Origin of the sequence: Streptomyces sp. NPDC004284 (genome assembly GCF_042874035.1) — a bacterium.
GTDB lineage: Bacteria > Actinomycetota > Actinomycetes > Streptomycetales > Streptomycetaceae > Streptomyces.
Genome location: NZ_JBIAMJ010000024.1, coordinates 35,973 through 55,325 on the forward strand (window position 1 = coordinate 35,973; position 19,353 = coordinate 55,325).

The 19,353-nt window shown below is 72.7% G+C and carries 18 protein-coding genes; 16 read left to right on the plus strand and 2 right to left on the minus strand.

The window, feature by feature from the left end; translation table 11 throughout:
- Positions 1-68 precede the first annotated feature (68 nt).
- The 16 genes from ACFYUS_RS36625 to ACFYUS_RS36700 all read left to right on the plus strand — a co-directional run bounded on the left by ACFYUS_RS36625 (position 69) and on the right by ACFYUS_RS36700 (position 17,042).
- A complete protein-coding gene (locus ACFYUS_RS36625; protein ID WP_388862190.1) occupies positions 69-1,748 on the plus strand; it encodes an ABC transporter substrate-binding protein in 1,680 nt (559 codons plus the stop codon).
- Positions 1,745-2,704, plus strand: a complete 960-nt coding sequence (locus ACFYUS_RS36630; RefSeq protein WP_388862191.1) for an ABC transporter permease — start codon at positions 1,745-1,747, stop codon at positions 2,702-2,704. The genes ACFYUS_RS36625 and ACFYUS_RS36630 overlap by 4 nt, the downstream gene beginning before the upstream one ends.
- Positions 2,701-3,555, plus strand: a complete 855-nt coding sequence (locus tag ACFYUS_RS36635; RefSeq protein ID WP_388862193.1) for an ABC transporter permease — start codon at positions 2,701-2,703, stop codon at positions 3,553-3,555. Before ACFYUS_RS36630 ends, ACFYUS_RS36635 begins: the two co-directional genes overlap by 4 nt.
- On the plus strand, positions 3,552-4,538 hold the full coding sequence (locus ACFYUS_RS36640) for an ABC transporter ATP-binding protein (protein ID WP_388862195.1): 987 nt from the start codon (positions 3,552-3,554) through the stop codon (positions 4,536-4,538). The genes ACFYUS_RS36635 and ACFYUS_RS36640 overlap by 4 nt, the downstream gene beginning before the upstream one ends.
- Positions 4,531-5,328, plus strand: a complete 798-nt coding sequence (locus ACFYUS_RS36645; protein WP_388862197.1) for an ABC transporter ATP-binding protein — start codon at positions 4,531-4,533, stop codon at positions 5,326-5,328. The genes ACFYUS_RS36640 and ACFYUS_RS36645 overlap by 8 nt, the downstream gene beginning before the upstream one ends.
- A 283-nt stretch (positions 5,329-5,611) precedes the next feature.
- Positions 5,612-6,991, plus strand: coding sequence for a purine-cytosine permease family protein (locus tag ACFYUS_RS36650; protein WP_388862199.1), 1,380 nt, complete (start codon positions 5,612-5,614; stop codon positions 6,989-6,991).
- A 59-nt stretch (positions 6,992-7,050) separates the two neighbouring features.
- Positions 7,051-8,220 carry an agmatine/peptidylarginine deiminase gene (locus ACFYUS_RS36655; protein ID WP_388862201.1) on the plus strand — a complete coding sequence of 390 codons (1,170 nt, stop codon included), beginning with the start codon at positions 7,051-7,053 and terminating at the stop codon, positions 8,218-8,220.
- Between the two features lie 190 nt (positions 8,221-8,410).
- Positions 8,411-9,073, plus strand: a complete 663-nt coding sequence (locus ACFYUS_RS36660; RefSeq protein WP_388862203.1) for a hydrolase — start codon at positions 8,411-8,413, stop codon at positions 9,071-9,073.
- Between the two features lie 5 nt (positions 9,074-9,078).
- Positions 9,079-9,579 carry a DoxX family membrane protein gene (locus tag ACFYUS_RS36665; protein WP_388862205.1) on the plus strand — a complete coding sequence of 167 codons (501 nt, stop codon included), beginning with the start codon at positions 9,079-9,081 and terminating at the stop codon, positions 9,577-9,579.
- Between the two features lie 152 nt (positions 9,580-9,731).
- Positions 9,732-10,310 (plus strand): Dps family protein, encoded by a 579-nt coding sequence (locus ACFYUS_RS36670; protein ID WP_388862207.1) that lies wholly within the window; start codon positions 9,732-9,734, stop codon positions 10,308-10,310.
- Positions 10,310-11,737, plus strand: a complete 1,428-nt coding sequence (locus ACFYUS_RS36675) for a dihydrolipoyl dehydrogenase family protein (RefSeq protein ID WP_388862209.1) — start codon at positions 10,310-10,312, stop codon at positions 11,735-11,737. Before ACFYUS_RS36670 ends, ACFYUS_RS36675 begins: the two co-directional genes overlap by 1 nt.
- Before the next feature lie 55 nt (positions 11,738-11,792).
- A complete protein-coding gene (locus ACFYUS_RS36680) occupies positions 11,793-12,752 on the plus strand; it encodes an alpha/beta hydrolase (RefSeq protein WP_388862211.1) in 960 nt (319 codons plus the stop codon).
- A complete protein-coding gene (locus ACFYUS_RS36685; RefSeq protein ID WP_388862213.1) occupies positions 12,749-14,641 on the plus strand; it encodes an amidohydrolase in 1,893 nt (630 codons plus the stop codon). The genes ACFYUS_RS36680 and ACFYUS_RS36685 overlap by 4 nt, the downstream gene beginning before the upstream one ends.
- A 16-nt stretch (positions 14,642-14,657) precedes the next feature.
- Positions 14,658-15,638, plus strand: a complete 981-nt coding sequence (locus tag ACFYUS_RS36690; protein WP_388862215.1) for a GPR1/FUN34/YaaH family transporter — start codon at positions 14,658-14,660, stop codon at positions 15,636-15,638.
- 43 nt (positions 15,639-15,681) lie between these two features.
- Positions 15,682-15,996 (plus strand): GNAT family N-acetyltransferase, encoded by a 315-nt coding sequence (locus ACFYUS_RS36695; protein WP_388862217.1) that lies wholly within the window; start codon positions 15,682-15,684, stop codon positions 15,994-15,996.
- 209 nt (positions 15,997-16,205) lie between these two features.
- Positions 16,206-17,042: an alpha/beta fold hydrolase gene (locus tag ACFYUS_RS36700; protein ID WP_388862219.1), complete on the plus strand. Its 837-nt coding sequence runs from the start codon at positions 16,206-16,208 to the stop codon at positions 17,040-17,042.
- A 61-nt stretch (positions 17,043-17,103) separates the two neighbouring features.
- Here the strand turns inward: ACFYUS_RS36700 and ACFYUS_RS36705 are convergent, their stop codons facing one another.
- Together ACFYUS_RS36705 and ACFYUS_RS36710 are read right to left on the minus strand one after the other, a co-directional pair.
- Positions 17,104-18,060 carry a helix-turn-helix domain-containing protein gene (locus ACFYUS_RS36705; RefSeq protein WP_388862221.1) on the minus strand — a complete coding sequence of 319 codons (957 nt, stop codon included), beginning with the start codon at positions 18,058-18,060 and terminating at the stop codon, positions 17,104-17,106.
- Between the two features lie 301 nt (positions 18,061-18,361).
- Positions 18,362-19,282: an alpha/beta hydrolase gene (locus tag ACFYUS_RS36710; protein WP_388862223.1), complete on the minus strand. Its 921-nt coding sequence runs from the start codon at positions 19,280-19,282 to the stop codon at positions 18,362-18,364.
- Positions 19,283-19,353: the final 71 nt, after the last annotated feature.

Genomic DNA, 19,353 nt, shown 5'->3' on the forward strand with positions numbered 1-19,353 from the left:
CCGCTCCCGACGGGCCGGCCCCGCGGCCCGTCACCCCCTCCGCCCCCTCACGGAAAGACAGCGCGACGATGACGACCTCCCCTGCCCAGGGCCTCAGACGGCCCTTCCGCCGCCGCGGACGGACCGCCGCCGCGACCGCGGTCCTGTCCTCGTTCGCCCTGCTCGCGGCCTGCGCCGGTCCGCCCAAGAGCGGTACGGGCGGCGCCGGCGACGGGGTGAAGCTCTCCGCCTCCACGCCCCCGGCCCGCGGCGAGATCGACTCCTTCACCTGGGCCGTCTACGCGGAGCCGCCCACCCTCGACTACACGGTCGCGTTCGACTACCCGCAGAACACGATCCTGTCCAACGTGTGCGAGAGCCTGATGCGCTGGACGCCGGGACTCACCATGGAGCCCGGCCTCGCCCGGAAGGCGTCCAACCCCGACCCCGAGACCTGGGTCTACGACCTGCGCCCCGGCGTGCGCTTCCACGACGGCAAGGTGATGACCGCCGACGACGTGGTCTACAGCCTCGGCCGGCAGCGGGACCCGAACAACGCCGCCGCCTGGGCGCAGACCTTCCAGAACGTCACCTCCATCAGGAAGACCGGCCCGCTCCAGGTCACCGTCAAGCTCAAGAAGCCGGACTCGCAGTTCCCCCAGTACATGGCGACCGCCGCCGGCGTCGTCGCCTCCAAGGCCGGCGTCCGGGCCGCCGGCAAGGACTACGGCACCAGCGGCGACCTCGCCTGCACCGGCCCGTTCAAGCTCGGCACGTGGAGCAAGGGCCAGTCGATCGAGCTGGAGCGCTTCGACGGCTACTGGGGGAAGAAGGCCAAGGCGAAGAAGGCCGTCTTCAAGATCCTGACCGACCCCTCGGCCCGCACCAACGCCATGCTCAGCGGCGAGATCGACGGCGGCTACCTGATACCCACCGAGAGCTACGGCCGACTGCGCGACAGCGGCGTCGGCACCCTCTACTTCGGCGAGGGCCTGAGCACGGTCAACGTCGACATCACCAACATGCACGGCCCGCTCGGCGACCTCCGCGTGCGCAGGGCGCTCTCCCTCGCCCTCGACCGGTCCGGGTTCGTCAAGGCCGGACTCGGCGGCGCGGGCACCGCCACCACCTCGCTCACCACCCGCGCCGCCTGGGCCGGAGCCTCCGAGCAGACCCGGAAGGAAGCCTTCGGCGCACTGCCGCCCGCCGCCCAGGACATCGAGAAGGCCAAGGCGCTGATCGAGGAGGCCGGCGCCACCGGGAAGACGCTGACCGTGGCCACCAGCCCCATCGGCCAGGACGTCTCCCTCCTCGCCACCGCGATCCAGGCCGCCGGCAGCCGGATCGGCCTGAAGATCAACCTCAAGACCATCGCGCCCAACGCCTTCACCGCGCTGTTCACCGACCCGAAGGCGCGCGAGGGCATCGACATGTTCCCGCTCACCTACTACGACTCGATCACCGACCCGCTGGACCTGCTGCAGAACTTCAAGACCGGCGCCTACATGAACTTCGCCGACTACACCGACAAGGGCTACGACGGGCTCGTCGACCAGGCCACGTCCGTGTACGAGCCGGAGCAGCGGATGAAGATCGAGGCGGAGATGCAGAAGCGGGTCGCCGAGCAGCTGCCGTGGATCCCGGTCGCCGAGTGGCCCACCGCCGTCTTCCTCAACAAGAGGATCACCGGCGCCCCCACCACCATCTCGTACATGTACCACCCGTGGGCCGCCGACATCGGCGCGGCGGACGCGGGGGCCTCCCGGTGAACTTCCTGAGATTCGCCGCACGCCGGGTGGCGGAGATGGCCGCCACCCTGCTCGGCGCGTCGTTCGTGGTCTTCGGCGCCATGTACCTGGCGCCGGGCGACCCGGCGAGCTTCCTGCTCTCCGGACGCTCCGCCTCGCCCGAGGCACTCGCCGCGATCAACGCCCAGTACCACCTGGACGACCCCTTCTTCGTCCGCTACCTCCGCTGGCTCGGCGACATCGCGCACGGCGACTTCGGGCGGTCCATCACCTACCGCACCGACGTCTCCAGGCTCCTGGCCGACCGCCTCCCCACCACACTGCTGCTCGTCGTGATGGCGCTCGTCGTGGTCGCGGTGACCGGCCTGGTCCTGGGCCGGGTCGCCGCCGTACGCGGCGGCGCCACCGACTCGGCCGTCCTCGTCGGGACCACGCTCGCCGTCGGCACCCCCTCCTTCGTCGCCGCCGTGCTCCTCCAGGGCCTGTTCGCCGTGAACCTGGGATGGTTCCCCAGCAGCGGGTCCGGCGACGGCCTCCTCGACCAGATCTGGCACCTCACCCTGCCGGCGGTCGCCCTCGCCCTGTACCTGATCGGCATGCTCGCCCGGGTCACCCGCTCGGCCATGCTGGACGCCCTCGACAGCGAGCACGTCACCGTGGCGCGCAGCCGGGGCGTCCCCGAGCGCCAGGTCATCCGCCGCCATGTGTTCCGGAACTCCCTGGGCACCGTCCTCACCACCGGCGGCCTCATCGTCTCGACGCTGCTGGTCTGCACGATCCTCGTGGAGACCGCCTTCAGCATCGGCGGCATCGGCCAGCTGCTCGAACTGTCCACCTCGACCAAGGACTTCCCGACGGTCCAGGCCATCTCCCTGATCATCGTCGCCCTGTTCATGATCGTGAACCTCATCGTCGACCTCCTGCTGCCGCTGGTCGACCCGCGGATCACCCTCGGGACGAGGAGTTCCTCCGTATGACCGCCGTCCTGACCCGCCGGCCCGGCCTCGCGAAGATCCGCACCGCCCGGTCCCCGCTGTACCTGACCTGCCTCGGCCTCGTCGCCCTCGTCACGGCCGCCGCGCTCCTCGCGCCGTGGCTCGTGCCGTACGACCCCAACGCCGTCGACCTCGGCAACGCGCTGGCCGGACCCTCCGCAGAGCACCTGCTCGGGGCCGACGCCGCCGGGCGCGACACCTTCTCCCGGCTGATCCTCGGCGCCCGCACCTCGCTCCTGGGACCCCTCGGGGTCGTGGCCTTCTCCACCCTCGCCGGGATCGCGGTCGGCACGGCCGCGGGCTGGCGGGGCGGCTGGCTCGACTCCGCCCTGTCGCGCAGCACCGAACTCGTCTTCGCGTTCCCCGGCATGCTCCTGGCGATCCTGATCATCTCGATCTACGGCGAGGGCCTGCTCGCCCCCGTCATCGCCCTCTCCATCGCCTACCTGCCGTACGTCAGCAGGCTCACCCGCTCCCTCGTCCTGGCCGAACGCGGACGCCCCTACGTCAGCGCCTACCAGGTCCAGGGACACTCGGCCCTCCAGATCTGCCTGCGCCACATCCTGCCCAACATCGCCCCCGTCGTCCTCGCCCAGTCCACCATCAACTTCGGCTACGCGCTGATGGACCTCGCCGGCCTGTCCTTCCTCGGCCTCGGCGTCCCCGCCCTCACCCCCGACTGGGGCCGCATGGTCTTCGACGGCCAGACCGCCATCCAGCAGGGCTACCCGCTCTCCGCGGTCCTGCCCAGCGTGTTCATCGTGCTCACCGTCGTCGCCTTCAACGTCGTGGGCGAGCGCTGGGCCGACCGCGTCGCCAGGAGAGACCGATGACATCCCCGTACACGCTCGACGTCCAAGGGCTGCGCGTCACGCTGCCCGGTACCGCCCGCCCCGTCCTCGACGGCGTCGACCTCCACGTCGCCGCCGGCGAGACCGTCGCCCTCGTCGGCGAGTCCGGATCAGGCAAGACCCTCACCTCGCGCAGCGCGCTCGGCCTGCTGCCCCCCGGGGCCGGCGTCGAGGGCCGGGTCCGCGTCCTCGGACAGGACGTGCTCGCCATGCGGGGCGAGCAGCTGCGGGCGCTGCGCACCGACACCGTCGCGATGATCTTCCAGGACCCCCGCGCGGCCCTCAACCCCCTGCGCCGCATCGGCGACTTCCTCACCGAGAGCGTCACCCTGACCGGCAGGACGTCCCGGGCGGACGCCACCGCCCGCGCCGTCGAACTCCTCGAAGCGGTCGGCCTGGACGGCTCCGCCCTGGACAAGTACCCCGGCCAGGTCTCCGGCGGCATGCTGCAGCGCGTCGTGATCGCCGCCGCGCTCATGGGAGACCCCGAGCTCCTCCTCGCGGACGAGCCCACCACGGCGCTCGACGTCACCACGCAGGCCGAGGTCATCGCCCTCCTGGCCGAGCTGCGCGCACGCTTCCGCACCGGACTGCTCTTCGTCACCCACGACCTCGACCTCGCCGCCGCCATCAGCGACCGCGTCTACGTCATGTACGCCGGCCGGATCGCCGAGAGCGGCCCCGCCGAAGCCCTCTTCGGGCGCCCCCGGCACCCGTACACGGCCGCCCTGCTCGCCTCCACGCCCCGCCTGGAAGCCCCCGGGGGAAGGCTCGCCGCCATCGACGGCCAGCCCCCCGACCTGCGCCGCGAACTGCCCGGCTGCCCGTTCGCCGCCCGCTGCCCCCTCGCCACGGAGGTCTGCGAGCGGCAGAGGCCCGAGCCGGCCGCCGCGCCGGACCTGCCGGCGCACCAGGCCGCGTGCCACCACAGCGACCGACTCACGGAGAGCCCCGCCGATGCCTGACAACGTCCTGGAGGCCGTCGGCCTCCGACGCACCTTCGGAGACGTCCGCGCCGTCGACGACGTGTCCTTCGCCCTCCCCGAGGGCGGGTCCCTGGGCATCGTGGGGGAGTCCGGCTCCGGCAAGACCACCACGGCCCGGATCGTCGTCGGCCTCGAACAGGCCGACGACGGAGAGATCCGGGTACGCGGACGGGCCCGCGGCGCGCGCCGGCGCGGCCGGGCCCAGCGCCTGGCGCGGGCGCGCGAGGTCCAGATGGTCTTCCAGGACCCGTACCTCTCCCTCGATCCGAGGGCCAGCGTCGAGCAGGTCCTGCGCGAGACCCTGCGCCTGCACTTCCCCGGCACCGACCACGACCGGCGCGTCCGCGAGCTCCTCGACCAGGTCGGCCTGGGCACCCGCGCCGCCGACGCCCGGCCCCGGCAGCTCTCCGGCGGCCAGCGCCAGCGCGTCGCCATCGCCCGCGCCCTCGCCGTGGAGCCGGCCGTCCTCGTCCTGGACGAGGCGGTCGCCGCCCTCGACGTCTCCGTCCAGGCCCAGATCCTCAACCTCCTCGCCGACATCCGGGAGGAGACCCGGATCGGCTACCTCTTCATCACCCATGACCTCGGCGTGGTGCGCTGCGTCACCGACGACGTCATCGTCATGCGCCGGGGCCAGGTCGTCGAAGCCGGCCCCACCGCCGAGGTCCTCGCCGCGCCCCGGCACCCGTACACGCGGCTCCTGCTGGAATCCGTCCCCCGCCCGGGCTGGGATCCCGAGGCGATCGCGGCGGCCCGCCGGGCACTCTGACGGACCCGAGGCGCCGGGACGCGTGAGGCGCGTGAGACGCGCGGCTGAAATTTTCGTCAGACCGCGCGTCCCGGCCATTGACTGAAATTTAAGTCAGTCCCTAGGGTGAGCGCACCGCACGGCGCCGGGGGTCACCTGGCGCCGCACGGCTTCCTCGACTCCCCCCTGATTCTGAACGGGAGCCCACATGGGGCCAGTTGACTCATCGACGCGTGATTCCGCACCGCACGCGGATACCGGACGGCAAGCGCGCACGGGCATCGAGCAGCACTCGATCGACTGGGTGCCCCTCTCGGAACGGCACGGCAAGCCGTCGAGCGTGGGGGCCATCTGGTTCGTCGGCAGCCTCAACCTCACCGGTCTGGCGACCGGCGTCGTGACGCTGTCCATGGGCGCCTCGCTGGTGTGGACGGTGGTCGCCACCGTCCTCGGCTCGCTCTTCGGCACGTTCTTCATGGCGTTCCACTCGGCCCAGGGCCCCCAGCTCGGACTGCCGCAACTGGTGCAGTCCCGGCCGCAGTTCGGCTATCTGGGCGCCGCGCTCACGGTGTGGGTCTTCGCCCTGGTGAACTACGTGGCCTTCAACACGTCCGACGCGCTGCTGTCCGGGCAGGCGATGAACCTGCTCACCGGGATCCCCAACACGCTCGGCTATCTCCTCGCCGCCGCGGTGGCGACCGTGATCGCGCTCTTCGGGTACGACTGGATCCACAAGCTCAACAAGTGGCTCACCTGGCCCTTCGTCGTCATCACCGCGGCCGTCACCGCGTCCGCCCTGTTCGGGGGCGGGCTGCCGGACGGCGTCTGGGACGCGGGCCCGTTCGAACTCGCGCCGTTCATGCTCGTGTTCGTCTTCGTCGCCGGCTTCCAGCTGGGCTGGGCGCCGTACGTCTCGGACTACTCGCGCTACCTCAGACCCGACGTCTCCGTGCGCAGCACCTTCTGGTGGACCTACCTGCCCAGCGCGGTCTCCGGGATCTGGGTGTTCGTCCTCGGCGCCGTGGTCTCGGCCGGCGCCCCCGAGGGCACGGACCCGGTCACCGCCCTGAAGCTGTCGGCCGACCGGCTCTTCGGCGGGTTCGGCACGGTCGCGGTCGTCGTCCTGCTGGTCGGGCTGCTCTCCATCATGGCGATCAACCAGTACGGCGGCAGCCTCACGATGATCTCGATCGTCGACTCGTTCCGGCCGGTCGAGCCGACCCGGACGATCCGGATCGCCACGATCGGGATCATGCTGGCCGCCGTCGGGACGGTCTCCACGCTCGTCGGCATCGACCAGTTCAACTGGTTCTTCGCCAACGTGGTGGTGGTCCTGACGTACCTGTTCATCCCGTGGACGGCCATCAACCTGGTCGACTTCTTCTTCGTCCGCCGCGGCCAGTACGTCGTGAGGGAGATCTTCAACCCGCGCGGCATCTACGGCCGATGGGGCTGGCGCGGAAACCTCGCCTACGTGATCGGTCTGGCCTGCATGGCCCCGTTCATGGTCATCACCGGTCTCTTCGTCGGGCCGGCCGCGGAGCGCCTCGGCGGCGTCGACTGCTCGGTCCTCGTCGGCCTGCCGGTGGCGGGAGGCCTCTACTGGGCCTTCGCCCGAAGTCTCGATCTGGCCACCGAACGCCGGCTGGTCAGGGAGGAGGGGCTGCTGGACCCACTCCACTGAGCAACCCGCTGAACACCATGCGCCTGCACGTACAGAACCTTTGAGAGAAGGAGCACCACGTGAAGACAGAGCACGACGGCGAACGCCCCGGCATCAGCCGCAGAAGCCTCCTCGCCCGCACCGGAGCGGCCGCGGCCGCCCTCGCGGTCGGACCCGTCCTCGGCGGCATCCAGCCGGCGATGGCCGCGTCCTGGCGGGTCCCCGGCGAGGACGAGTCGCACAAGCGGACCTGGATGGCCTGGCCGTCCAGCTACACGATCTGGGGCAACCTGCTGTCCAAGATCCAGGCGGACATCGCCAAGCTCGCCAAGGAGATCGCGAAGTACGAGCCGGTCATCATGTGCGCGGACGGCTCCTCGGCCGCCTCGCAGGCCAGGACCGCCTGCGGCTCCACCGTCACGGTCATCAGCTCCATCCCCGTCTCGGACTGCTGGATGCGGGACACCGGCCCGCTGTTCCGCGTCGACGACGCGGGCGGCCTCGACGCCTTCGGCCTCAACTTCAACGCCTGGGGCGAGAACGCCACGACCTTCTACGGCCTCCCCGCCTCCGCCTACGACAAGGACCGCACGGTCGCCCCGAAGGTCGCCGCCTACGCGGGCGTCTCCTTCGCGAAGGCGTCCGTGGTCGGCGAGGGCGGCGGCATCGAGTACGACGGCGACGGCACCCTGATGGCCACCGAGAGCTGCTGGCTGAACAGCAACCGCAACCCCGGCAAGACGCGCGCCCAGATCGAGGCCGAACTGCTGTCCCGCTTCGGCGCCTCCAAGATGATCTGGCTCCCCGGCGTCAAAGGCCAGGACGTCACCGACGGCCACATCGACGGAACCGCCCGCTACATCCGGCCCGGCGTGGTCATGGTGCAACTGGCCGGCGCCGTACGCCCCGACGTCTGGACCGCCAACGCCCAGGCCATCCGCGACACCCTGGTCAACGCGACCGACGCCAGGGGCCGCCGCCTCCAGGTCCTCACCATCGAGGGCCCCGACACCCTGCCCCGCATCCAGGCGGGCAAGCAGGCCGAGTTCCTCAGCTCCTACATGAACTGGGCGTTGACCAACCAGGCCGTCATCACCACCCAGTTCGGCGACACCGCCAAGGACGCGGCGGCCAAGTCGGCCATCTCCGCCGCCTTCGGCCGCCCCGTCGTCCAGCTCAACCTCGACAACCTCTACGGCAACGGCGGCGGTGGCGCCCACTGCGTCACGATGCAGGAACCCACCCGCTGAACCCCCCCGGCCCGGGTCTCGCTTCCGAGACCCGGGCCGGGAGCCCCGGGAAGGGACCGGGCGATGCACTGTCGTGCCAGCTCCCGGGCACGGAGGGAAAAGTCGCCCGGCCGGGTCGCTCGTAGTTTTCGGATGTGCCGCACCGCGAAGCGCGGACGGCACCGTACCGACCGCTTCGAGAGGACCCCTCATGTTCGACATCGACAAGGTGCAGGCCGCCCCCAGCGTGGACCTCCTCACGCCCGACAACTCGGTCATGCTCTTCGTGGACCACCAGCCGCAGATGTTCTTCGGCACCGGCAGCGGCGACCGCGCCGCGATCATCAACAACACCGTGGGTCTCGCCAAGGCCGCGAAGGCGTTCGACGTGCCGGCCGTCCTGACCACGGTCGCCGCCGAGTCCTTCTCCGGGCCGCTGCTGCCGCAGCTCGCCGAGGTCTTCCCGAAGCACGAGATCATCGACCGCACGACCATGAACGCCTGGGAGGACGAGGCGCTCGTGGCGGCGGTCCGGGCGACCGGACGGAAGAAGATCATCCTGTCGGGCCTGTGGACCGAGGTCTGCCTGGTGCTGCCCGCGCTCTCCGCCCTCGGACAGGGATACGAGGTGTACGTCGTCGCCGACGCCTCCGGCGGCGTCACCCCGGCCGCCCACGAGCACGCGCTCCAGCGGATGGTGGCCGCCGGCGCCGTCCCGGTGACCTGGGTGCAGGTCCTCCTGGAGCTGCAGCGGGACTGGGCGCGCCAGGAGACGTACGGCGCCGTCATGGAGATCGTCAAGGCCCACGCGGGCACGTACGGCCTGGGTGTCGTGTACGCGCAGAGCGTCATCGGCGCGCACGCGGCCGGCTGACCTCCGTGGACACCGGCATTCTGATCCTGCGTCTGCTGGTGGGCCTGCTCGTCGCCGGGCACGGAGTGCAGAAGGTCAGTTCGCACCTGGGCGGCAGGGGACTCGAAGGCGGCACCGAGGAGTTCCGCGCCGACGGCTTCCGGGGCGGAGCCCTCACCGCCCTGGCGGCGGGCGGCGGCCAGATCGGCTCGGGCCTGCTGCTCGCCGCCGGCCTCCTGACCCCGCTCGCCGCGACCGGGGCCATCGGGGTCATGACGGTCGCGCTCACCGTGAAGTGGCGCCACGGCCTCTGGGTGCAGAACGACGGGTACGAGTACCCGCTCGTCCTCATCGGCACCGCCGCCGCCCTCGCCGCCACCGGCCCCGGCGCCTGGTCCCTCGACGCGGTCCTCGGCCTCACGCCGTACCCCCTGTGGTGGGCGGCCCTCGCCCTCGTCGCCGGTCTCGGCAGCGGGCTGCTCACCCGGTTCGTACTGCACCGGTCCACCGCCCCGGCCGAGCGCTGAGCGCCGAGCGCCGAGCGTGAGCCCGGCGGACCGGCCCACCGTCCCGGCCGAGCGCCGAGCGCGAGCCCCGCAGACCGGTCCGGCCGCCCGCACACCCCCGACAGGGGCGGCCGGGCCCTCCCCACCCCCCTCTTCCCGTACAGGAGCACCCGATGGACACCCTCACGACCCCGCACGGCGGCGGCCAGCCGCTGCTGCACCAGAAGGGCGCCGAGACCCAGGCGTTCGGCACGCTCAAGCAGCTGCCGATCGGCCTCGGCCACGACACCCGCATGTACGCCTGCCAGCGGCTGAACCGCGTACTCGCCGACACGCAGATCCTGTACTCCCTCTACAAGAAGCACCACTGGCTCATGCGCGGGGCGACCTTCTACTCGCTCCACCTGATGCTCGACAAGCACGCGGAGGCCCAGCTGGCCATCGTCGACGCCCTGGCCGAGCGGGTCCAGAGCCTCGGCGGCGTCGCCGTCGGAGACCCGCGCCACGTCGCGGAGCTGACGGCGATCCCCAGGCCGCCGGACGGCGTCGAGCCGGTGCCCGTCATGCTGTCGCGGCTCCTCGACGCGCACGAGCGGATCCTGATCGACGCCCGGGACGCCGCCGCCCGGATCTCGGCCGAGGGCGACGAGGGCAGCGCCGACCTGCTCGTCTCCGAGGTCATCCGTACCGGCGAGGCGCAGGTGTGGTTCCTGGCCGAGCACCTCGTGGACACCCCTCTGGTGCACGGCTGATGGAGGACGCGTACGACGTCGTCGTGCTCGGCGGCGGGCCGGGCGGCGAGGTCGTCGCCGACCGGCTCGTCCGGTCGGGGCTGACCGCCGTCGTCGTCGAGGCCGAGGCGGTCGGCGGCGAGTGCTCCTACCGCGCGTGCGTGCCGAGCAAGGCGCTGCTGCGGCCCGGCGCCGCCCGGGAGGCCGCCCGGTCGGTCGACGGGGCCCGGCAGGCGGTCACGGCGGCGCTCGACCCGGCGCACGTCCTGGCCCGCCGGGACCGTTTCACCGGGCGCGGCGACGACACCGGCCAGGTCGCATGGCTGAAAGGCGCCGGCATCCCCCTCGTACGAGGGCACGGGCGGCTGGCCGGAGAGCGCCGGGTGGACGTGACCGGGGCCGACGGCACGGTCCGCGCCCTGCGGGCCCGGCTCGCGGTCGTCCTCGGCCCCGGCACGGAACCCGCCCTGCCGCCGGTCGAAGGGCTCGACCGCATCGGCGTCTGGACCAACCGGCAGGCCACCACCGCCGACACGGTGCCCGAGCGGCTCGTCGTCATCGGCGGGGGAGTGGTCGCCTGCGAGCTGGCCACCGCGTGGCGCTCGCTCGGCTCCTCCGTCACCCTGCTCGTCCGCGACCAGGCCCTCCTCACCGGCTGGGAGCCGTGTGCCGGAGAAGAGGTCACCCGCGGTCTGACCGGCCTGGGCGTCACGATCCGCTTCGGGGCCTCGGCCACCCGGGTCGCCCGGGACGCGACCACCCGCACCGTGACCGTGGAGACCGACGACGGCGCCACCCTCGCCTGCGACGAGGTGCTCGTCGCCGTCGGCCGGCGCCCGCGCACCGCCGACCTCGGCCTGGAGACCGTCGGGCTGCCGGCCGGGGACTGGCTCCCCGTCGACGACACCTGCCGCGTCACCGCCCTCGACGGGGACTGGCTCTACGCCGTCGGCGACGTCAACCACCGTGCGCCGCTGACCCACATGGCCAAGTACCAGGCCCGCGCCTGTGCCGCGGCGATCACCGAGCGGGCCGCGGGCCGCCCCGCCGGCCCCCGCGGCTGGCAGGCCTGGAGCGCGCGGGCCGACCGCGTCGCCGTCCCGCAGGCCGTCTTCACCCACCCCGAGATCGCGAGCGTCGGCCTCACCGAACGCTCCGCCCGCGAGGCGGGCATCGCCGTGCGCGCGGTCGAATACCGCATCGACGACGTGGCCGGAGCCGCACTCCACTCGGACGACTACCGCGGCCACGCCAAGCTCGTCGTCGACGAGACCCGAGGAGTCGTCGTCGGCTGCACCCTCACCGGCCCGATGGCGACCGAACTGATCCACACCGCCACCGTCGCCGTCGTGGGCGAAGTCCCGCTCGCGCGCCTGTGGCACGCCGTCCCCGCCTTCCCGACGGTCAGCGAGATCTGGCTGCGCCTCCTCGAGGCGTACGGCCTCTGAGGTGACCGCCCCCGCCCCCGCTGAGCCCCTGTACGTCCTACGAAGGAGAACCCCCATGTCGAATCCGAACACGCGGAGCCTCGAACCCGCCGCCCAGGCCTTCGCCGAGGCCACCGCCCAGCCGCCGTTCCTGTACGAGATCCCCGTGGCCGAAGGCCGCAAGGCCGTCGACGACGTCCAGAACGGTGAGGGCGTCCCGCTGCCCGCCGTCGACGAGGAGTGGATCACCGTCCACGGCGGCCCGACCGGCGACGTCCGCGTCCGGATCGTCCGCCCGCGCGGCGCCACCGGGCTCCTGCCCGTCGTCCTCTACATCCACGGCGCCGGCTGGGTCTTCGGCAACGCCCACACCCACGACCGGCTGGTGCGCGAACTCGCCGTCGGCACGGGGGCGGCCGTCGTCTTCCCCGAGTACGACCTCTCGCCCGAGGCCCGCTACCCCGTCGCCATCGAGCAGAACTACGGCGTCGCCCAGTGGGTCGCCCGCGAGGGCCACCACAAGGACCTCGACGGCACCCGGATCGCCGTCGCCGGCGACTCCGTCGGCGGGAACATGACCGCCGCCCTCACCCTCATGGCCAAGCAGCGCGGCGACGTCCGCCTCGCCCACCAGGTCCTCTTCTACCCGGTCACCGACGCGAGCTTCGACACCGACTCGTACCACGCCTTCGCCGAGGGCTACTTCCTGCGCCGCGACGCCATGAAGTGGTTCTGGGACCAGTACACGACCGAGGAGGCCGAGCGCGCCCAGATCACCGCCTCCCCGCTCCGCGCCACCACCGAGCAGCTCACCGGCCTGCCGCCCGCCCTGGTCATCACCGCCGAGGCCGACGTCCTGCGCGACGAGGGCGAGGCGTACGCGGCGAAGCTCCGCGCCGCCGGTGTCCCCGTCACCGCCCTGCGCGTCCAGGGCGTCATCCACGACTTCGTGATGCTGAACGCGCTGCGCGAGACGCAGGCCGCCGAACTCGCCATCGGCGTCGCCACCGACACCCTGCGCAAGGCCCTCGCATGACCGGCCCGTCGACGAGCATGCCGGTGGCCGGCCTCGTGCCCGCCCCGCGGCGGGAACACGCGCACGCCGACCTCCTCGTCCGCAACGCCAAGGTGTTCACCGGTGACCCCGCCCGTCCCGAGGCCCGCGCCGTCGCCCTCCGCGACGGCCGGGTCGCGGCCCTCGGCGACGACCACGACCTCGCCCCCCTCGTCGGGCCGGGGACGAAGGTGGTCGACGCCCTCGGCAGGCGGGTGATCCCCGGCCTGAACGACTCGCACCTGCACGTCATCCGGGGCGGTCTCAACTACGTCCTGGAGCTGCGCTGGGACGGGGTGCGCAGCCTCCGCCACGCCCTGGCCATGCTGCGCGAGCAGGCCGGCCGCACCCCCAAGGGGCAGTGGATCCGGGTCGTCGGCGGCTGGACCGCCGAACAGTTCGCCGAGCGCAGGATGCCGACCGTCGCCGAGCTGAACGCCGCCGCCCCCGACACCCCGGTGTTCGTCCTGCACCTGTACCAGTCGGCGCTGATGAACCGGGCCGCGGTCAAGGCCGCCGGATTCACCCGCGACACCCCCGATCCCCGCGGCGGCCAGATCGTACGCGGCCGGGACGGCGAACCCAACGGCGTCCTCCTCGCGGCGCCGGGCGCGCTCATCCTCTACTCGACCCTGGCCAAGGCGCCCGCCCTCGACGAGGCCGACAAGCGGACGTCGACCCGGCACTTCCTGCGCGAGCTGAACCGCTTCGGCCTGACGTCCGCGGTCGACGCCGCCGGCGGGTTCCAGAACTTCCCCGACAACTACGCCACCGTCGTCGACCTCGCCAGGTCGGGGGAGTTGACCCTCCGGATCGCCTACCACCTCTTCCCGCAGACGGCCGGGCAGGAGCTCGCCGACCTCAAGCGCTGGACCGAGATGGTCAAGCCCGGGGACGGGGACGAGTGGCTCCGGCTGAACGGCGCCGGCGAGAACCTGACCTGGGCCGCCGCCGACTTCGAGAACTTCTCCGAGCCCCGTCCCGAACTCGGAGGATACGAGCCCGAGTTCGAGCAGGCCGTCCGGCTCCTGATGGAGAACGGCTGGGGCTTCCGGCTCCACGCGACGTACGACGAGACGATCCGTCGCGACCTGGCCGTCTTCGAGAAGCTCGCGGCGGAAGGACTCTTCCCCGGCGGCAACCGCTGGCTCTTCGACCACGCGGAGACCGTCTCGGCCGACAGCCTGGACCGGATCGCCGCCCTCGGCGGCGCCCTGTCCGTCCAGAACCGGATGTCCTTCCAGGGCACGGCCTTCCGCGACCGTTACGGAGCCGAGGCCGCCGCCCACACCCCGCCGGTCCGGGCCATGCTCGACCGGGGCCTGACCGTCGCCGCCGGAACCGATGCCACCCGCGTCTCCTCGTACAACCCGTGGGTCGCGCTCCACTGGCTGGTGACCGGGCGCACCGTCGGCGGCACCGCGCTCTACCCGGCCGGGAACCTGATCGACCGGGAGACCGCCCTCGACCTCTACACCCGGGGCGGAGCGCGGATCACCGGCGAGCAGGACGTCAAGGGAAGCCTGCGGGAAGGCTGTTACGGCGACCTCGCGATCCTGTCCGACGACTACCTCACCGTGCCCGAGGACGTCATCCCCGACATCGAGTCCGTGCTCACCGTCGTCGGCGGCCGGATCGTCTACGCGAGCGCGGAGTACGAGGGACTGGACGAGGCCGTCCCGCCGGTCGATCCGGAGTGGAGCCCGGTGGCCCACTTCGGCGGCTACCAGTCGGGTCAGGGGGGTGCCCGGCAGGCGGCGCTCATGGCCGAGGCCGTCGCCGAGTCCGAGCACCACCGCCGGTGGCGCGTCGCCCGCGGCTCCCTCCCCGAGACGCCTCCGCCGTTCCTCGACCCCTGCTTCGAGCACTGAACGAGAGACCGCCACGATGAGTACCGACTCCGCCCCTGCCCCTGGGCCGGGCCCCGACTCCACCCCTGCCCCCGGCGACGACTCCGCCTCCGACTCCACCCCTGCCCCCGGCGACGACTCCGCCTCCGACTCCGCCCCTGCCCCCGGCTCCGCCTCCACCTCGGCCTCCGGCCCCGGCTCGGCCTCCGGCCCCGGCTCGGCCTCCGGCCCCGGCTCGGCCTCCGGCCCCGGCGACGGCTCCGGCTCTGGGCCCGGCCCTGACTCCGGCCCCGGCCCTGACCCCGCCTCCGGCCCCGCCCCCGCCCCCGGCGACGGCGTCGGGCCGGGGCGCCGCTTCGAGCCCGACCTCCGGTCGATGACCCGGATCAACCTGCGCCCCATCGCCTCGCCGATGCCGTTGGGCTTCTTCACGATAGCCATCGCCTCCGTGATGACGGGCTGCCTCCAGCTCGGGATCTTCGGGGAGGAGGCCCGTGCCGCCGTCGCCTTCTGCGTGCTTCCGGCCTTCGTCCTCCAACTCCTGGTGAGCTTCCTCGCCTTCGGTGCCCGTGACGTGATCGCCGCGACGCTGATGGCGGTGTTCGCCGGCAGCTGGCTGCCCTACTCGCTCATCATGCTCACCGGCGCCGCCGACGGCCTTCGGGTCCTCGGCGTGTTCAACCTGGCGCTCCTCTGCTTCGGGGCGCTGATGACCGCGGTGACCGGGCCCAAGCGGGCGCTGTGGCTCGTCCTCGCGGTCTCCCTGCCCCGCTGGGCGGCCACGGGCCTCGCGGGCATCACGGGCGCCGAATGGCTGACGCGCACGTCCGGTGCGCTCGGCCTCGTGGTGGCGCTCGTCGCGATGTACACGGCGTTCGCGCTGATGCTGGAGGACATGCGCAGCGAGCAGGTCCTGCCCATCGGCCGCAGCGGCCCCGCCCACCTGGCCGTGGAAGGCGACCTGGCCGTCCAGCTGCGCAACCTCGAACGCCAGGCGGGCGTGCGCCGCACGCTCTGATCCGCTTCCTCACCCCCGTACACCGAAACGCACTGGAGCACCCATGGAACCGCAGGTGGTGGACCGCCCCGAGAAGTCCCGGTACGAGATCCTCGCCGGTGACGACGGCACCGAGACCGCGGGCTTCGCCGAGTACCACCTCTCGGAGGGCGAGATCGCCTTCATCCACACCGAGACCGATCCCCGGTTCGCCGGGCGGGGCCTGGGCGGGCTGCTCGCCCGGGGCGCCCTCGACGACGCCCGCGCACGCGGGCTCCGCGTCCTGCCGTACTGCCCCTTCATCCGGGGCTGGATCCACAAGCACCCCGAGTACGCCGACCTGGTGCCCGAGACGCGCCGGGCACGGTTCGGTCTGTGACGCACGCGAATCCCCCCACCCACGACTCCCTCCCCGCGCGAAGGCGGAGCGCTGCGCTCAGAGGCAAGACGCCGTGCGTGGAGCGGCAACCGGCGGCGCTCCCCCGTCCGTAGCGTGACGGCGTTCCGCACCGCACAGAGGCGCGGACCAGCCCTTTCCCATTCCCCATTGATCCACATCGACATCGATCCGCAACAAGGAGACAACCCATGCCGTACATCACCGTGGGCCAGGAGAACACCACCGCCATCGACCTCTACTACGAGGACCACGGCACCGGGCAGCCCGTCGTCCTCATCCACGGCTTCCCGCTCGACGGCCACTCCTGGGAGCGCCAGACCGCCGCGCTGCTCGACGCCGGGCACCGCGTGATCACGTACGACCGCCGCGGATTCGGGCAGTCCTCCCAGCCGACGACCGGCTACGACTACGACACCTTCGCGGCCGACCTGAACACCGTGATGGAGACCCTCGACCTGAACGACGCCGTCCTCGTCGGCTTCTCCATGGGCACCGGCGAGGTCGCCCGCTACGTGTCCACGTACGGCTCCGCCCGCGTCGCCAAGGTCGCCTTCCTGGCCTCGCTGGAGCCCTGCCTGCTCAAGTCCGAGGACAACCCGGACGGCGTGGCCCCGCAGGAGTTCTTCGACGGGGTCGTGGCCGCCGTCAAGGCCGACCGCTACGCCTACTACACGGCCTTCTTCAACGACTTCTACAACCTCGACGAGAACCTGGGCACCCGGATCAGCGAGGAGGCCGTCCGCAACAGCTGGAACACCGCGGCCGGCGGCGGCTCCTTCGCCGCTTCCGCCGCGCCGTCGACCTGGTACACCGACTTCCGCGCCGACATCCCGTCCGTCGACGTGCCCGCCCTGATCCTGCACGGCACGGCCGACCGCATCCTGCCCGCCGAGGGCACCGCGCGTCCCTTCCACAAGGCGCTCCCCTCCGCCGACTACGTCGAGATCGAGGGCGCCCCGCACGGCCTGCTGTGGACCCACGCCGAGGAGGTCAACGCCGCCCTCCTCGCCTTCCTGGCGAAGTGACGCCCCACCCCGCCGGTTCCCAGGGGTGAGCGCCCGCCCCTGAAGAGCACGCGCCCCCGGTTCACGCGGGGCGCGTGCTCGACTGCCATTCCCGGGGGGACATCCCGTACGCGGTGCGGAAGGCGCGGCTGAAGTGGGACGGGTTCACGAACCCCCAGCGCTGGGCCACCGCCGACACGGCGGGCGCCGTCCGCGCCGGCCGGGACAGCTCCCGCCGGCACCTCTCCAGGCGCTCGCGGTGGATCCAGCGGCCCACCGTGGTCCCTTCCGACTGGAAGAGCCTGTGCAGGTACCGGACGGACATGTGGTGCGCGCCCGCGATCCTCTCCGGAGAGAGCGCGGGGTCGGCCAGGTGCCGCAGGATGTACTCCTTGACGCGCACCAGCATGCCGTGGGCCACCTCCGACGCATGGGGGTTCAGCCGCCCCTGCCGTTCGCGGACCAGCACCGTCAGCAGGTCCGCGGCGGTCATCGCGAGCTGCCGGCCCGTGTACGGATCGAACCCGGCGGCCCGGTCCGCCAGGCGCTCCAGATATCCGGCGACCACTCCGGACGTGCCGCCGCGGCTGTCGAACACGGCCCCGGTGACCGCCCGCAGGTCGGTGTCCGAGACGCCCAGCACCTCCTTCGGCACCCGGATCGCCGTGAACCGGAAGTCGTCCGGCTGCTCCCTCCGGTACGGCCGGCCGGCGTCGGAGCAGGTGAAGGTGCCGGGCCGGGCGAGGGCCTCGACCCCGTCCTGGGTGAGCCGTCCCGTTCCCCGGTGCTGGAGGGTGACGGTCAGGTACTCCCCGCCGCCCCGGGAGATCAGGGAGGAGTGCCGCGACACCGTCTGCGGGCCGGCCTCGACCACCGAGATCTGGAGGGGACCGAGCCGGTCGGTGGCGATCGTCCCCACCGAGGGCTCTCTCTCGTGCAGCATGACGTCCAGCGGGATGAAGGTGTCGGAGACCGCACTGTGCCAGTAGTCCGCCCGCTCGGACGGCGAGAGCGGCAGTGTGGACAGGACGACGGACATCGCGACCCCTAGGCATGGTCGGGCGGCGCTCCCCGAGGAGCGCCGGAAACAGCGGAACGTGCGCCCGCGACCGGTGCGAAGCCGGTTCCCGCGGACGGGACTCGGGGACGCCGCCGACGATGCGGCCGTCTCCCGCTTCCAGTCTCGGACGGCTCGCCCCCGTTGCCATCAGTCACCCGACTGGTGCTCTGCCCGGCACCCGACCCGCCCGGACCCGCCCGGACTCTTCCGGACTCTTCCGGCGACCCGGCCCGCTCCCGCCGGAGGCGTCAGTGCCCGGGACGGCGTCCCGCGGCCGCCCTCACCGCAGCCGGTCGCGCAGGAACATGCCGCCGAGCCGGACCGCCGCCCGCGTCGGCGGGCTGTCGCGCAGCGCGGTCAGGGAGGCGAAGTCGTGGACCGTGCCCTGGAACCGTGCCGTGGTCGCGGCGACACCGGCCTGGCGCAGCCGGTCGGCGTACTCCTCCGCCTCGTCCCGGGTCGCATCGGCCTCCGCCGTGACGACGAGGGCCGGCGGCAGCCCCGCCAGCGCGGCCGTACTCGCCCGCAGCGGGGACGCGGTCGGCTCGTCGCGCTGCCGGGGATCGGCCGCGTACTGCCGCCAGTAGGACCGCACGGCCTCCCGGGTGAGCAGATATCCCGTGGCGAACCGCCGCTGCGACGGGCTGTCGCAACGGGCGTCGGTCAGCGGGTAGTACAGCAGCTGGGCGCGGATCTCCGGACCCCCGCGCGCCCGGGCGAGGAGCGTGAGCGCCGTGGCCAGGGTGGCGCCCGCGCAGTCGCCGGCGACCGCGAGCCGGCCGGTGTCGAGTCCGAGCGGTTCGCCCTGCCCGGACGCCCAGGTCAGCAGGGCGTAGCACTCCTCCAGGGCGACCGGATAGCGGCTCTCGGGCGTGCGGCTGTACTCGGGGACGAGGGCCGCGACGCCCGCGTGGCGCACCAGCTCGCTGACCAGCCACGCGTGCGTCTGGGCGTCGCCCAGCATCCAGCGGCCGCCGTGGACGTAGAGCACGGTGGGGGGCGGGTCCGTCACACCGGTGGGCCGGAAGATCCAGAAGCCCACCAGGCCGGTGGGGCCCACGGGCGCCGCGTGGAAGGTGGCGTCCACGTCGAAGTCGTCGATCCGGTCGCCCTGGGCCTCCCGCAGGGCCTGGCGGGCGGTCTCCGGCTCCAGCTCGTGGAGGAAGGGCGGTGCCGCCGAGGCGTCGAGAAGGCGCTGCACCAGAGGATCCAGGATCACGGGCGACGGTCGTCCGGCGCGTGCCTCCCCCTCGGGGTCCGGCCGCATGCGTT

Excerpts from the sequence above, each read along its gene's own strand:
- ACFYUS_RS36695 (WP_388862217.1), top strand. The coding sequence starts at position 15,682 with ATGGAACCGCAGGTGGTGGACCGCCCCGAGAAGTCCCGGTACGAGATC.
- ACFYUS_RS36635 (WP_388862193.1), top strand. The coding sequence starts at position 2,701 with ATGACCGCCGTCCTGACCCGCCGGCCCGGCCTCGCGAAGATCCGCACC.
- ACFYUS_RS36660 (WP_388862203.1), top strand. The coding sequence starts at position 8,411 with ATGTTCGACATCGACAAGGTGCAGGCCGCCCCCAGCGTGGACCTCCTC.
- ACFYUS_RS36645 (WP_388862197.1), top strand. The coding sequence starts at position 4,531 with ATGCCTGACAACGTCCTGGAGGCCGTCGGCCTCCGACGCACCTTCGGA.
- ACFYUS_RS36690 (WP_388862215.1), top strand. The coding sequence starts at position 14,658 with ATGAGTACCGACTCCGCCCCTGCCCCTGGGCCGGGCCCCGACTCCACC.
- ACFYUS_RS36680 (WP_388862211.1), top strand. The coding sequence starts at position 11,793 with ATGTCGAATCCGAACACGCGGAGCCTCGAACCCGCCGCCCAGGCCTTC.
- ACFYUS_RS36670 (WP_388862207.1), top strand. The coding sequence starts at position 9,732 with ATGGACACCCTCACGACCCCGCACGGCGGCGGCCAGCCGCTGCTGCAC.
- ACFYUS_RS36705 (WP_388862221.1), bottom strand. The coding sequence starts at position 18,060 with ATGTCCGTCGTCCTGTCCACACTGCCGCTCTCGCCGTCCGAGCGGGCG.
- ACFYUS_RS36700 (WP_388862219.1), top strand. The coding sequence starts at position 16,206 with ATGCCGTACATCACCGTGGGCCAGGAGAACACCACCGCCATCGACCTC.
- ACFYUS_RS36685 (WP_388862213.1), top strand. The coding sequence starts at position 12,749 with ATGACCGGCCCGTCGACGAGCATGCCGGTGGCCGGCCTCGTGCCCGCC.
- ACFYUS_RS36625 (WP_388862190.1), top strand. The coding sequence starts at position 69 with ATGACGACCTCCCCTGCCCAGGGCCTCAGACGGCCCTTCCGCCGCCGC.
- ACFYUS_RS36675 (WP_388862209.1), top strand. The coding sequence starts at position 10,310 with ATGGAGGACGCGTACGACGTCGTCGTGCTCGGCGGCGGGCCGGGCGGC.
- ACFYUS_RS36640 (WP_388862195.1), top strand. The coding sequence starts at position 3,552 with ATGACATCCCCGTACACGCTCGACGTCCAAGGGCTGCGCGTCACGCTG.